The 12,536-nt window shown below is 66.8% G+C and carries 15 protein-coding genes and 1 tRNA gene; 11 read left to right on the top strand and 5 right to left on the bottom strand.

Annotated elements, in window-relative coordinates:
* From rpsA to aroA, 5 genes are all read right to left on the bottom strand, one after another.
* Window positions 1–1,700 (bottom strand): 30S ribosomal protein S1 (gene rpsA, locus NBV68_RS03630; RefSeq protein WP_296307297.1); only part of this gene is annotated, 1,700 nt, incomplete at its 3' end.
* 224 nt (window positions 1,701–1,924) lie between these two features.
* Window positions 1,925–2,875 carry a bifunctional helix-turn-helix transcriptional regulator/GNAT family N-acetyltransferase gene (locus NBV68_RS03625; RefSeq protein ID WP_296307295.1) on the bottom strand — a complete coding sequence of 317 codons (951 nt, stop codon included), beginning with the start codon at window positions 2,873–2,875 and terminating at the stop codon, window positions 1,925–1,927.
* 71 nt (window positions 2,876–2,946) lie between these two features.
* Window positions 2,947–3,567 carry a d(CMP) kinase gene (locus NBV68_RS03620; RefSeq protein ID WP_296307293.1) on the bottom strand — a complete coding sequence of 207 codons (621 nt, stop codon included), beginning with the start codon at window positions 3,565–3,567 and terminating at the stop codon, window positions 2,947–2,949.
* Window positions 3,564–3,857 (bottom strand): permease, encoded by a 294-nt coding sequence (locus tag NBV68_RS03615; RefSeq protein WP_296307291.1) that lies wholly within the window; start codon window positions 3,855–3,857, stop codon window positions 3,564–3,566. Before NBV68_RS03615 ends, NBV68_RS03620 begins: the two co-directional genes overlap by 4 nt.
* Window positions 3,854–5,176 (bottom strand): 3-phosphoshikimate 1-carboxyvinyltransferase, encoded by a 1,323-nt coding sequence (aroA, locus tag NBV68_RS03610; protein WP_296307289.1) that lies wholly within the window; start codon window positions 5,174–5,176, stop codon window positions 3,854–3,856. Before aroA ends, NBV68_RS03615 begins: the two co-directional genes overlap by 4 nt.
* A gap of 174 nt (window positions 5,177–5,350) precedes the next feature.
* Between aroA and NBV68_RS03605 the strand changes: the two genes are divergently transcribed.
* The 11 genes from NBV68_RS03605 to rplS all read left to right on the top strand — a co-directional run bounded on the left by NBV68_RS03605 (window position 5,351) and on the right by rplS (window position 12,410).
* Window positions 5,351–5,692, top strand: coding sequence for a TIGR02300 family protein (locus tag NBV68_RS03605; protein WP_296307287.1), 342 nt, complete (start codon window positions 5,351–5,353; stop codon window positions 5,690–5,692).
* An 87-nt stretch (window positions 5,693–5,779) separates the two neighbouring features.
* Window positions 5,780–5,855 (top strand) — tRNA-Ala (locus NBV68_RS03600).
* Window positions 5,856–5,986: 131 nt separating this feature from the next.
* On the top strand, window positions 5,987–7,450 hold the full coding sequence (gene ffh, locus NBV68_RS03595) for a signal recognition particle protein (protein ID WP_296307285.1): 1,464 nt from the start codon (window positions 5,987–5,989) through the stop codon (window positions 7,448–7,450).
* 55 nt (window positions 7,451–7,505) lie between these two features.
* Window positions 7,506–7,973, top strand: coding sequence for a 30S ribosomal protein S16 (gene rpsP, locus NBV68_RS03590; RefSeq protein WP_296307283.1), 468 nt, complete (start codon window positions 7,506–7,508; stop codon window positions 7,971–7,973).
* Between the two features lie 6 nt (window positions 7,974–7,979).
* On the top strand, window positions 7,980–8,480 hold the full coding sequence (rimM, locus tag NBV68_RS03585; protein WP_296307281.1) for a ribosome maturation factor RimM: 501 nt from the start codon (window positions 7,980–7,982) through the stop codon (window positions 8,478–8,480).
* A gap of 4 nt (window positions 8,481–8,484) precedes the next feature.
* Window positions 8,485–9,033, top strand: coding sequence for a hypothetical protein (locus tag NBV68_RS03580; RefSeq protein WP_296307279.1), 549 nt, complete (start codon window positions 8,485–8,487; stop codon window positions 9,031–9,033).
* Window positions 9,033–9,857, top strand: coding sequence for a TIGR04222 domain-containing membrane protein (locus NBV68_RS03575; protein WP_296307277.1), 825 nt, complete (start codon window positions 9,033–9,035; stop codon window positions 9,855–9,857). Before NBV68_RS03580 ends, NBV68_RS03575 begins: the two co-directional genes overlap by 1 nt.
* 22 nt (window positions 9,858–9,879) lie before the next feature.
* Complete coding sequence (locus NBV68_RS03570) at window positions 9,880–10,845, top strand: carbon-nitrogen hydrolase family protein (protein WP_296307274.1); 966 nt, start codon at window positions 9,880–9,882, stop codon at window positions 10,843–10,845.
* Complete coding sequence (locus NBV68_RS03565) at window positions 10,838–11,167, top strand: hypothetical protein (protein ID WP_296307272.1); 330 nt, start codon at window positions 10,838–10,840, stop codon at window positions 11,165–11,167. The genes NBV68_RS03570 and NBV68_RS03565 overlap by 8 nt, the downstream gene beginning before the upstream one ends.
* Complete coding sequence (trmD, locus tag NBV68_RS03560; protein WP_296307270.1) at window positions 11,164–12,045, top strand: tRNA (guanosine(37)-N1)-methyltransferase TrmD; 882 nt, start codon at window positions 11,164–11,166, stop codon at window positions 12,043–12,045. The genes NBV68_RS03565 and trmD overlap by 4 nt, the downstream gene beginning before the upstream one ends.
* Window positions 12,042–12,410 (top strand): 50S ribosomal protein L19, encoded by a 369-nt coding sequence (rplS, locus tag NBV68_RS03555; RefSeq protein ID WP_296307269.1) that lies wholly within the window; start codon window positions 12,042–12,044, stop codon window positions 12,408–12,410. Before trmD ends, rplS begins: the two co-directional genes overlap by 4 nt.
* Window positions 12,411–12,536: the final 126 nt, after the last annotated feature.

Genomic DNA, 12,536 nt, shown 5'->3' with positions numbered 1-12,536 from the left:
TGGCCCTTCTTGAGCGCGGCGCCGAGAATGTCGCCGAGCGAAGCGCCCGAATCCGACGAGCCGAACTGGGCCACCGCTTCCTTTTCTTCGGCGATCTGACGCGCCTTGATCGAGAAGTTGGGCTTCTTCGAACGGTCGAAGCCGATCACCATCGCGTCGATCTTGCTGCCGACCTGGAAGCGGTCGGGGCGCTGTTCGTCGCGGTCGCGGCCGAGGTCGCTGCGCTTGATGAAGCCGGTCGCACCGTCTTCGCCAACCTGCACTTCAAGGCCGCCGTCGCGCACTTCGAGTACGGTGACGGTGACGGTCTGGTTCTTGCGCAGGCTCGAGCCGGTCGAGGCTGCTTCAGCCGAAGGCGCGCCCTTTTCGAGCTGCTTCATGCCGAGGCTGATGCGCTCCTTGTCGACGTCCACATCGAGCACGATGGCCTTGACCATCTCGCCCTTGCGGTGGAGCGCCAGCGCGTCCTCGCCCGAGATGCCCCAGGCGATGTCCGACATGTGCACCATGCCGTCCACATCGCCGTCGAGACCGATGAACAGGCCGAATTCGGTGGCGTTCTTGACTTCGCCCTCGACTTCGCTGCCGACCGGGTGCTTCTCGGCGAACTCGTCCCACGGGTTGCGCTGGGCCTGCTTGAGGCCGAGGCTGATGCGGCGCTTGTCGCTGTCGACCTCGAGCACCATCACGTCGACTTCCTGCGAGGTCGAGACGATCTTGCCCGGGTGGACGTTCTTCTTGGTCCAGCTCATTTCGCTGACGTGGACGAGGCCTTCGATGCCCGCTTCCAGTTCGACGAAGGCGCCGTACTCGGTGATGTTGGTCACCTGACCCTGCAGCTTCATGCCAACCGGGTACTTGGCGGCCACGCCATCCCACGGATCGCTTTCGAGCTGCTTCATGCCAAGGCTGATGCGCTGCGTTTCGGCGTTGATGCGCACGATCTGGACAGTCACCGTGTCGCCGATGGCGATCACTTCGCTCGGGTGGTTGACGCGCTTGTAGCTCATGTCGGTGACATGCAGCAGGCCGTCGATGCCGCCGAGATCCACGAAGGCACCGTAATCGGTGATGTTCTTGACCACGCCGTCGATGATCTGGCCTTCGACCAGGTCATTGATGAGCTCGCTGCGCTGTTCGGCGCGGGTTTCTTCGAGGACGGCACGACGCGAGACGACGATATTGCCGCGGCGACGGTCCATCTTCAGGATCTGGAAGGGCTGCGGCACGTCCATCAGCGGGGTGACATCGCGCACCGGGCGGATATCGACCTGCGAGCCGGGGAGGAAGGCCACGGCGCCGTCGAGATCGACGGTGAAGCCGCCCTTGACGCGGCCGAAGATGCGGCCCTCGACGCGCTTGCCTTCGCCGAACTCGCTTTCCAGCTTGTCCCAGGCGGCTTCGCGGCGGGCGCGGTCACGGCTGAGCATGGCTTCGCCATCGGCGTTCTCGACACGGTCGACGAAGACTTCGACTTCGCCGCCGACGGTCAGGCCGTGGTCGTCCTCGCCACGCGAGAACTCCTTGAGGGAGATGCGGCCTTCGCTCTTGAGGCCGACGTCGATGACGGCAAAGCCGTTCTCGATCGCGGTGACGGTGCCCTTTACGACGCGGCCTTCGAAGCCTTCATCGCCGGCGCCGCCGAGCTGTTCATTGAGGAGCGCCTCGAAATCGGCGCGGGTGGGCATTTGCGTTGCCATAGGCTCAGAAAGTCCTGTTTCGTTGTGCTACCGGCCACCGGTTTTTCCGGGGTCTTTTGCCGCTTCCCGTGCACCATTGCGCGGGCTGGCGGGGCAAGAGGCAGACTTCTCCGCGCGGCCCCATGCCTGCGCGAAGGTTCCTTCAACCAGCGATGATTGCGAGAACGGGGCGCGCCTAGGCGAGGAATGCGCAAAACGCAAGGAAAATGGCGGCTCGGCGCGTGCTACCGGCCTTTGTAGAGCATTGCCACGTCGCAGCGTTCGTAGCGCGCGCCGTAGTCCGCCATGATCCCCGCGTCGTGGACGAAGCCGAGCTTCTCGTAGAGGTGGATCGCCGCCGCGCAGATATGGTTGGTGAGAAGGTACAGCTGTCTCGCGCCCATCGCCTGTGCACGGGCGATGATCGCCTCGAGCAGGAACTCGCCCACCTTCAACCCTCGCGCGGTTTCGCGCACGCCCATCTTGGTCAGCTCGAAGGCGCCGGGGCCGGTCTTCTGCAAGGCGCAGGTCCCCACGATCCCGAGGCCTGGCGCTTCGACGAAAAGGATGCACCCGCCCGGCTCGACGATGCGGCTGCGCGGGTTCTCCAGCACCTCGCGATCGGTCGCCTCGAGCCGGAACATCGCCTCGATCCAATCGGCGTTGATATCGTGGAAGTGATGGGCGAGGGCATCGTCATATTCGCGCAGCCGCAGCGGTCCCGGGGTGACGCGCAGCCCGCGCTCTCCGATCGAGGCTTCGCTCAAGGCACGCTCGATCTCGGTCAGACCGGCGAGAAAATCCCCATCGAGCCGGTCGAGGATCTGTTGTGCCGCCATCCCCACGCGGGGCCAGACCTCGTGCATCAGGACGATGGCCGCCTCGCGACCCTTGGGCGAAAGCGTCACCACCCGGCTGCGCTGGTCGGGGGCCTCGACCTCATCGATCATCCCGAGGTCGCGCAGCTGGCCGAGCGTGCGCGTAGCACCTGGCTGGCTGGTGCCACATGCCTCTGCCAGTTGGCCCACGCTCAGCGGAGCGCCGCGCAGCGCGGCCAGTACCGCCATATGCCCCGGTTGAAGCGCCAGCCCGGCGCTCGCGGTCACGATCCCGGCGCCCGCCTGCATCCGTTCACCGAGGCGCTTCAGACGACTGCCCAGAAAAGCGGGGCCCATCTGGGCAACGACATCGGCCATCTGGTTCTCCATAACGCGATATATAACGCGTTATAGATGCGTGATCGGATGCCGCAAGGCAAGTAGCGCGTTCAGGCGCGCGCTGCTTGTACCGCCGCGATCGCAGCGGCTATGGCCTCGTTGCGGCCAAGCGTGGTGGTGTCGAGCATTTGCGCGCCGGGGGCGGCCATAAGCGGCGCGTCGGCGCGGCTCATGTCGCGTTCGTCGCGCGCGGCGATGTCCGCCTCGATCTCGGCCAGATCGGCCGCAATCCCGCGCCCCGTCATCTCCAGCCAGCGCCGCCGCGCACGCTCGGCGGTGCTGGCGGTGACGAACAGCTTCACCTCAGCCTCGGGGGCGATCACCGTGCCGATATCGCGCCCGTCGAGCACTGCGCCGCCCTCCTGCAGGGCGAAGGCGCGCTGGCGTTCGTAGAGCGCGCGGCGCACCGCGGGGTGGACCGAGACGCGGCTCGCATAGCCGCCGACTTCCTCGGAGCGCAGGATCTGGTCACCCAGCAGGGCGTCGGGAAAGTCGCAGGCGGCGAGCGCCACATGGGCGTCATCCGGGTTGCCGCCCGCCAGCTGCACCTGCCGCCCGACCGCGCGGTAGAGCAGCCCGGTATCGAGATGGGGCAGGGCGAAATGCGCCGCGAGCGCCTTGGCTATGGTGCCCTTTCCGCTTGCGGTGGGGCCGTCGACGGCGATGATCATAAGTCTCCCCTCCCGCTTGGGGGAGGGGGTGGGGCCGCCTCCCCCCGGCTCCGCCACGCCCGCACCAGCCCGAGGATCGCGATTGCGGCCCAGAAGAACTCCAGCACCATGCTCGCCCAGTTGGTGTGATAGATCAGAGAGACCGTCAGCAGCGCCGCGCCAAGCAGATTGGTGCCGTGGAGCAGGAAGGGGTTGGTCGCCTTGGCGAGAGTCAGATAGGCATAGGCGCCGATGATGCAGGCGGTGCCGGCAAGGCCGACGAGGCTCGGCCAGTCGAGCGGGGTGTTCACGCCGCCGCTGCCTCGTCCAGCAGCCCCATGAAGGTCGGGAAGCTTGTGTTGATCGGCGCAATGTCGTCGACCTCGACGCCGCCCTCGCTGACCAGCCCCGCCACCGCCATGCTCATGGCAATACGGTGATCGAGCCGGGTGGCGACGCTCGCGCCTGCGGGGGTGCCGCGCAGGGCCTCGCCGCCGGTGCCGTGGATGGTGAGGCCGTCCTCGTGCTCCTCGACGCGCGCGCCCGCCAGCGTCAGCGCGGCGGCCATTGCCGCGAGGCGGTCGCTTTCCTTGACCCGCAGTTCCTCCAGACCCGAGGTGCGGGTCGTGCCTGCGGCGAGCGCGGCGGCGACGAACAGCACCGGGAATTCGTCGATCATGGCAGGCGCGATGGCCGGATCGACGTCCACGCCGGTGAGCGGCGCATGGCGCACCCTGAGGTCGGCGACCGGCTCGCCGCCGACTTCGCGGTCGTCGACTTCCTCGATATCCGCGCCCATCTGCCGCAGCACCGCGAGCAGCCCCGCGCGGGTGGGGTTGAGGCCGACGTTCATGATCGTCAGGTCGCTCCCCGGCACCAGCGTGGCGGCGACCATGAAGAAGGCAGCGGACGAAGGGTCGCCGGGGACAACCACATCCATGGGGCGCAATTCCGCCTCGCCGTGGATGCTGATGATGGTTTCGCCGTTTTCCTCGCCCACTTCGAGCTTCGCGCCGAAGCCGGTGAGCATCCGTTCAGTGTGGTCGCGGGTCGGGACGGGTTCGATCAACCGGGTGATGCCCGGCGTGTTGAGCCCGGCGAGTAGCACCGCGCTCTTCACCTGCGCGCTTGCCACGGGGAGGCGGTAGGTGATCGGCACGGCGGGCGAGGCGCCGCGCAGCATCAGGGGGAGGGTGCCGCCTGCCGTAGCCTCGAAGCTGGCGCCCATCAGGCTGAGCGGATCGATCACGCGCTTCATCGGGCGGCCCGACAGGCTCGCATCGCCCGTGAAGGTCGCGGTGATGGCGTGGCTGGCGACAAGGCCCATCAAGAGGCGCGTCGAAGTGCCCGAATTGCCCATGTCGAGCGCCTGTTTCGGTTCTAGCAGGCTGCCGACGCCGACGCCGTCCACCACCCAGCTGCCATCCTCCCCGCGCGCGATCTGCGCTCCGAAGGCGCGCATCGCGGCGGCGGTGGCGAGCACGTCCTCGCCTTCGAGCAGCCCGGTTATGCGGCTGCGGCCCACCGCAAGCCCTGCAAACATCAGCGAGCGGTGGCTGATCGATTTGTCGCCGGGAACGCGGATCGAGCCGGTCAGCGGGCCGAGGGACGAGAAGCGGTAGCTGGTCATAAGGCGGCGGTCTTTGACAGCGCCCCGCGCTTCTGGCAAGGCGCCCCGCGCGCTGCGGCCCGGGCTCTTGATAAAGCGCTTGCCGCGCCCACCTTTTGCGACCAAGCCGCCTGCGATTTTTTGCAGCTTGCATGCCCGCTCCGGCCACGGGGCGGCCCGAATTGAGGAATGACAATGGCCAAGCCCGAATGGGGAACCAAGCGTACCTGCCCGAAGTGCGCGACCCGCTTCTACGATCTCGGCAAGGAAGATCCCGTCTCCTGCATCGAATGCGGCGAGACCTGGACGCCCGAGCCTGTGCTCAAGTCCAAGCAGCCGATTCCCTTCGAGGAAGTCGAGAAGAAGGTCGATGTCGAAGCCGACGCCGATCTGGGCGGTAACGATGATCTGGGCGACCTGGAAGACATCGAGGACATCGACGAGGACGGCGATTCGCCCGACAACGATGTCGACCTCGGCGGTGACGACGATCTCGGCGTTGCCACCTCGGGCGACGATGAAGACGACGAGAGCTGATTTTGCACTTGCAAAGGGGGGGCGGCCCGACTAATGGCCGCCTCCCGCAGGCAGGGCGCTTCGCCCGGCTTGCATGATGACTGGCTCGGGGCCTTAGCTCAGCTGGGAGAGCGCAACACTGGCAGTGTTGAGGTCAGCGGTTCGATCCCGCTAGGCTCCACCAGTCATCCTGATCAAAGTCGGAATTTGTAGCCTCAGAGGGGCACGGTTTCGCAACGCTGGCCGACGAGGTTTCGTCCGCCGGCGTTTTTCGCATTTTCCGGGCATCGCGGTGTCCGGCAGGAGAAGTTGGCGATGTTCGACACGCTGTCAGACCGTCTTGGCGGTGTATTCGACAAGCTCAAGGGCCGCGGCGCGCTGCGTGAGCAGGACGTGCGCGATGCCATGCGCGAAGTGCGTATCGCGCTGCTCGAAGCCGACGTTGCGCTCCCCGTCGCCCGCCGCTTCATCGATGCCGTCACCGAGAAGGCCGTGGGGCAGGATGTCCTGAAGTCGGTCACCCCCGGCCAGATGGTGATCAAGATCGTCCATGACGAGCTGGTCGAGACGCTGGGCGGGATGGAGGTCGAGGGCCTCAAGCTCGATGCCAAGCCGCCGGTCGTGATCATGATGGTCGGCCTGCAGGGCTCGGGCAAGACGACCACCACCGCCAAGCTCGCCAAGCTGATCCGTGAGCGCCACGGCAAAAAGGCGCTGATGGCCTCGCTCGACGTCAACCGTCCGGCCGCGCAGGAGCAGCTGGCGGTGCTGGGCACGCAAGTCGACGTGGCGACCCTGCCGATCGTGGCCGGCCAACAGCCGGTCGACATTGCGCGCCGCGCGATGGAATCCGCGCGGCTCCAGAATTTCGACGTGCTGCTGCTCGACACTGCGGGCCGTCTCCACGTCGATGACGCGCTGATGGCAGAGATGAAGGCGGTCGCAGGCGTGTCGTCGCCGGGTGAAGTGCTGCTGGTTGTCGACTCGTTGACAGGTCAGGACGCGGTCAACGTCGCGCAGTCCTTCAGCAGCGAAGTGCCGCTCACCGGCGTCGTGCTCACCCGCATGGACGGCGATGCCCGCGGCGGCGCGGCGCTCTCGATGCGCGCGGTCACCGGCAAGCCGATCAAATTTGCCGGCACCGGCGAAAAGCTCGACGCGATCGAACCCTTCCGCCCCGGCTCGGTCGCAGACCGCATCCTCGGCATGGGCGACGTCGTCAGCCTCGTCGAGCGCGCCGCGGCGACGATCAAGGAAGAGGACGCCGAAAAGCTCGCCCGCAACCTCGAGAAGGGCAAGTTCGACCTCGACGATTTGGCCATGCAGCTCAAGCAGATGCGCAACATGGGCGGACTCGGGATGCTGGCGGGCATGATGCCGGGCATGAAGAAGGCCAAGGCAGCCATCGCCAATTCGGGCATGGACGACAAGGTGCTGGTCCACATGGAGGCGATCATCTCCTCGATGACCGCCAAGGAACGCGCCAACCCCGACCTGATGAACGCCAAGCGCAAGAAGCGCGTCGCGGCGGGCAGCGGGACCGATGTGCAGACGGTCAACAAGGTGCTCAAGATGCACCAGGAAATGGCCCGCGCGATGAAGCAGATCAAGAAGATGGGCGGATTGAAGGGCCTCGCCGCGATGTTCGGCGGCGGCGGCGGCCCGATGGGCGGCATGGGCGGAATGGGCGGCGGCGCTGGCGGCCTCCCCGGACTTGGCGGCCCCGGGCCGATGGGCGGCCTGCCCGGCCTAGGAGGACCCCCGCGGTTCAAGAAATAGTTTAAAGTCAGAAGTTTAGGTTAAAAAGTTCAATTTTCTCGAAAGGTTACTACTCATGTCGATTTCCATCCGGCTCTCGCGCGGCGGTGCCAAGAAGCGTCCCTATTACCGCATCGTCGTCGCCAACAGCCGTAGCCCGCGCGACGGCAAGTATCTCGAGCAGATCGGCACCTATAACCCGCTGCTCGCCAAGGATTCGGCCGACCGCGTGAAGCTGATCGAAGACCGCGCCCGCTACTGGCTCGGCGTCGGCGCGCAGCCGACCGACCGCGTCGCCCGCTTCCTCGATGCCGCCGGCATCAAGGAGCGCGCAGCCCGCGTGAACCCCAAGAAGGGCGAACCGGGCGAGAAGGCCAAGGAACGCGCCGAAGAGCGTGCCGCCAAGATCGCCGAGGCCGAGGAAGCCGCCCGCGCTGCTGAAGAAGAAGCCCGCGCCGCAGCCGCTGCCCCTGCTGAAGAAGCCGCCGCGGAAGAGGCTCCGGCTGCTGAAGAAGCCGCCGCTGAAGAACAGGCCGAAGGCTAAGCGCAGATGGCCAAGCCCGTCACCCTTGCCGCCATTGCCGGCGCGCACGGGGTGGCGGGCGAGGTGCGCCTGAAGCTGTTCGGCGAGGGCGTCGCCGCGCTCGCGCAGCACAAGAGCTTCAATGATGGCGCGCTCACGCTGGTAAAGATCCGCGAGGACGGGAAGGGCGGGGCGGTCGCCCGCCTTGCCGAGAGCACCTCGCGCGCCGATGCGGAAAGGTTGCGCGGCACGGTGCTGACCGTCCCGCGCGAGGCGCTCCCGCCGCTGGTCGAGGGCGAATTCTACCACGCCGACCTCCTTGGCCTTCCCGTCGTCACCGACGCCGGAGACGTGATCGGCACCGTCGCCGCGATCGAGAATTTCGGCGCGACCGACATCATCGAGATCACCCTCGAACCCGCCCCCGAAAAGGGCCCGAAGACCTTCATGGTCCCGATGATCCCCGCCGCGGTGATCGAATGGGACGACAATCGGCTTGTGATAGCCGCGGATTTCGCCGATAATTGACGGCGTGGATACGCCCGCAGACGCCGCTCTCTGGCAGCGCATCGCCGACCACCTCATCGGCCCGGCGGACGCATCGCTTTCCTTTGCTGCCCGGCTCGCGCGCGAGAACCGCTGGAGCCTCGCCCATGCCGAGCGCGTGATCGGCGAATACAAGCGCTTCTGCTATCTGGCGATGACCGCAGGCCACGAGGTCACGCCGTCGGATGCGGTCGATCAGGCCTGGCATCTCCACCTCACCTACAGCCGCGATTACTGGCAGAACTTCTGCGCCCGCGTGCTCGGCGCCGATCTCCACCACGGGCCGACGCAGGGCGGCCCGGTCGAGCGGGATCGCTTCTACCACCAATATGCCGCCACCCTTGCCGCCTACGAGAGCGCCTTTGGCAGCGCGCCGCCCGGCGACATCTGGCCGGGCGCACATCGGCGCTTTGCCGTCGATCCGCGGGGTGTTCGCATTAACCTTTGGCGTGATATTGTGCTTCACCGTCGGGTCGCACTGGCGCTGGGCCTCTCCCTCTTCGCCGGAGGATGGCTCGTGGGAAGGATAATGTGATGGAGCTGTTCTCGTCCTGGACGGGCAGCGATTTCCTGCTGTTCTACAGCGTCTTGCTGGGTTTCGCCGGGGCCAGCGCATGGTGGATCCCCAACCTCCTGCGCGACTCCGGGCGCCGCGGCAACCTCGATGATGTCGAGAGCATTGCCGTGCTCGCCGGCGGGCGGAAGCGGCTCGCCGATTCGCTGCTGGCCGAACTCTTCGTGCACGGCGCGCTGGGCGAGGGCGAGAAGGGCAAGCTTGCCATCACCCACCGTAATGTCGCGGTCTCGCCTGCGGCCCGCGCGCTGCTCGAGGCGGGCGAGCCGCTCAGCCTTGCCGATGCGAGGACGGCGCTCGCCGCCCATGCCGAGCGGGTCGCGGCCAAGCTCCAGCGCGCGGGGCTCCTGATGCGCGATACGGAATTCGCCCGGCTGCGCTGGCTGGCGATCACGCCGCTGGCGGCGCTGTTCCTGCTCGGGCTGTACCGCCAGCGGGTGGGTGACGCGGTGGGCGAGCCGACGGGCTTTCTGGTCATGCTGCTGATCCTCACCTTCGCCATCGCGGTGGTCCGCTTCGTAACGGTCGACCCGCGCACGGCGGCGGGCGCTGCGGCGGTGCACGACCTGCGCGAGAGGAACGGCCGCTTCTCGCGCGCGCCCATGCCTGACGAGGCGGCGATGGCTGTGGCGCTGTTCGGCACCGCGGTGCTGGTCGGCACCCCGTGGGAGCCGGTCCACGCGATGCGCAAGCCCGAGGGTGACGGCGGTTCGGGCTGCGGCGGCAGCAGCAGCGATGGCGGCTCGGGCTGCGGCGGGGGCGGCTGCGGCGGTTGCGGAGGATAGCCCCCGCGCGTAAGTGGCGGGCATGACCAAGCTTCCTGTCGCCATCGTGCAAGCCGCGCCTGTCCCGCTCGATTTTCAGGGCGGGATCGACAAGGCCGTCCGCCTCGCCAGTGAGGCAGTGGAGAGCGGCGCGAAGGTGGTTGCCTTCGGAGAAACCTTTCTGGGCGGCTATCCGCTGTGGCTCGACGAGGCGCCTGGCGCGGCCTTGTGGGATCACCCCGGGTCGATGGCGCTGCACCGGATCATGCTCGAGCAGGCGGTGGTCGCCAATGACGAGCGGCTGCTGCCCTTGCAGGAACTCGCCGATGCGAGCGGGGCGATCATTTCCATCGGCGCGCATGAGCGGGTGCGGCGCAGCCTCGTCAACAACCAGCTGACCTTCCGACCCGGACTGCCGCCGCTCGGCCACCGCAAGCTGGTGCCCACCCACGGCGAACGCCTGATCTGGGCGCGCGGCGATGGCTCGACGCTGGGCGTGCATCAGGCCGAGTGGGGCCGCATCGGCTCGCTGATCTGCTGGGAGCACTGGATGCCGCTCGCCCGCGCGGCGATGCATAACCTCGGCGAGGATGTGCACGTGGCGGCTTGGCCGACGGTGCGCGAGAGTCACCAGATCGCCTCGCGCCACTATGCGATGGAGGGGCGGTGCTTTGTGCTGGCCGCGGGACTGGTGCAGATGAAGGATGATTTGCTCGATGGTCTGGAGCGTGTCGGTGGTGACGCCGCCGCGCGCGAGCTGCTCGAGGCGATCCCCGGTGAGGTGCTCAACCGCGGCGGCTCGCTGATCGCCGCGCCCGATACCCGCGTGATCGCGCAGGCGGGGGAGGGGGAGGAGACGCTCTTTGCCGAGCTCGACCTTGCCGAGGTGGCCGAAGGTTTGACGAACCTCGATAGCGACGGGCATTATGCGCGGCCCGATGTCTTCGAGCTTAATGTCGATACGCGGGCGAAGGGCGGGGTGACGTGGAGCGGAGAGGCTGATGTCTAGCGCGACCGACATCATGACCGCTCTTACTTTCGCGACGTCTATTTCTCTGCTGGTCCGAAGCATGACGGCGTCGGGTAAGCTCCCCAAATGGTGGTGGGGGATTGCGATCCTGCCGCTTCTGTCCCTCGGAATAGCGTTGGCAGTAATGGTCTTTCCGCGGCCCATCCCCGACGGGTGGCAGGAAGGCGATTTCGACACTGGACGCGCCGACTTCATTGCCTTCGTGTTTTTTGGGGCAGTCGTGCCAGTCGCCTATCTTGCAGTCGCTTTGCCGGTTGCTCTTTTGGTCCGGCTCTGGAAGTCCCGGAATGTCAAGACATGACCTTCGCCGCCACCATCCTCACGCTCTACCCGGAGATGTTCCCCGGGCCGCTTGGAGTCTCGCTCGCGGGACGCGCCATGGCCGAGGGCAAGTGGGCGTGCGAGACGGTGCAGATCCGCGACTTCGCCACCGACAAGCACCGCACCGTCGATGATACGCCGGCGGGCGGCGGGGCGGGGATGGTGCTCAAGTGCGATGTGTTGGGGAGGGCTTTGGACAGCGTAATCCTCCCCGGAACGGGGAGGGGGACCGCCGACGAAGTCGGGGGTGGAGGGGCACCCTCGGTTGTTCCTGACATCAGCGGTTCGGAACACTCGCACCTGCCCCTCCACCATCCTGCGGATGGTCCCCCTCCCCCGGTGGGGGAGGATTTGCGTCCCATCCTCGCCATGACCCCGCGCGGGAAACCCATCAGCCAGGCCCGCATCCGCGAGCTCGCGGCAGGCCCCGGCGTCATCATCCTGTGCGGCCGCTTCGAGGGCTTCGACGAGCGCCTGTTCGAGGCCCGACCCGAGATCGAGCAGGTCTCCCTCGCCGACATCGTGCTCTCGGGCGGCGAGATGGCGGCGCTCACCATCCTTGATGCTTGCATTCGGCTGCTTCCCGGAGTAATGGGCGCGACTTCCAGCGGGACTGAGGAGTCGTACGAAAACGGCCTCCTCGAATACCCGCACTATACCCGACCTCAGGAATGGGAAGGGCGCACGATCCCCGAAGTGCTGCGATCGGGGGATCATGCGAGGATCGCGGCGTGGCGAAAGCTGCAAAGCGAATCTGATACACGGTCACGCAGGCCGGACTTGTGGGAGCGCTATGAGGGCGCTCGGGTCCAACCTGCCTCTGGCGCGCGGCGCAAAACTAAGGAACCGGACCAGTGAACCTGATCCAGCAGATTGAAGCCGAAGAAATCGCCAAGTCCGGCAAGGACATCCCCGAATTCCGCGCAGGCGACACCGTCCGCGTCGGCGTGAAGGTGAAGGAAGGCAACCGCGAGCGTATCCAGGCCTATGAAGGCGTTGTGATCGCCCGCTCGAACCGCGGCATGGGTTCGAACTTCACCGTGCGCAAGATGAGCTTCGGCGAAGGAGTCGAGCGCGTCTTCCCGCTCTACTCGCCGATCGTCGAAAGCATCACCGTGGTCCGCCGCGGCGTGGTGCGTCGCGCCAAGCTCTATTACCTGCGCGGCCGCACCGGCAAGAGCGCGCGTATCGTCGAGCGCAAGATGAACGCGCCCAAGGCGTAAGGCTCTTTCGGCCCACGAAACATGAAGGGCGGTCCTGCGGGGCCGCCCTTTTGCATTCGGGCCGCTTTTTCGTCATTGCGAGCGCTAGCGAAGCAATCCAAGGTCTGGCGATGGATTGCCGCGCAA

The organism is Erythrobacter sp., assembly GCF_023653175.1.
GTDB lineage: Bacteria > Pseudomonadota > Alphaproteobacteria > Sphingomonadales > Sphingomonadaceae > Erythrobacter.
The sequence above is the reverse complement of the archived record's forward strand: the minus strand, read 5'-3'. Positions and strand labels throughout refer to the sequence as shown.

Bases quoted from the DNA above. Each gene is read 5' to 3' on its own strand.
- trmD (WP_296307270.1), top strand. From the start codon at position 11,164: ATGACCTTCGCCGCCACCATCCTCACGCTCTACCCGGAGATGTTCCCC.
- aroA (WP_296307289.1), bottom strand. From the start codon at position 5,176: ATGACCAGCTACCGCTTCTCGTCCCTCGGCCCGCTGACCGGCTCGATC.
- rpsP (WP_296307283.1), top strand. From the start codon at position 7,506: ATGTCGATTTCCATCCGGCTCTCGCGCGGCGGTGCCAAGAAGCGTCCC.
- NBV68_RS03620 (WP_296307293.1), bottom strand. From the start codon at position 3,567: ATGATCATCGCCGTCGACGGCCCCACCGCAAGCGGAAAGGGCACCATA.
- NBV68_RS03625 (WP_296307295.1), bottom strand. From the start codon at position 2,875: ATGGCCGATGTCGTTGCCCAGATGGGCCCCGCTTTTCTGGGCAGTCGT.
- rimM (WP_296307281.1), top strand. From the start codon at position 7,980: ATGGCCAAGCCCGTCACCCTTGCCGCCATTGCCGGCGCGCACGGGGTG.
- ffh (WP_296307285.1), top strand. From the start codon at position 5,987: ATGTTCGACACGCTGTCAGACCGTCTTGGCGGTGTATTCGACAAGCTC.
- NBV68_RS03605 (WP_296307287.1), top strand. From the start codon at position 5,351: ATGGCCAAGCCCGAATGGGGAACCAAGCGTACCTGCCCGAAGTGCGCG.
- NBV68_RS03565 (WP_296307272.1), top strand. From the start codon at position 10,838: ATGTCTAGCGCGACCGACATCATGACCGCTCTTACTTTCGCGACGTCT.
- NBV68_RS03570 (WP_296307274.1), top strand. From the start codon at position 9,880: ATGACCAAGCTTCCTGTCGCCATCGTGCAAGCCGCGCCTGTCCCGCTC.
- NBV68_RS03575 (WP_296307277.1), top strand. From the start codon at position 9,033: ATGGAGCTGTTCTCGTCCTGGACGGGCAGCGATTTCCTGCTGTTCTAC.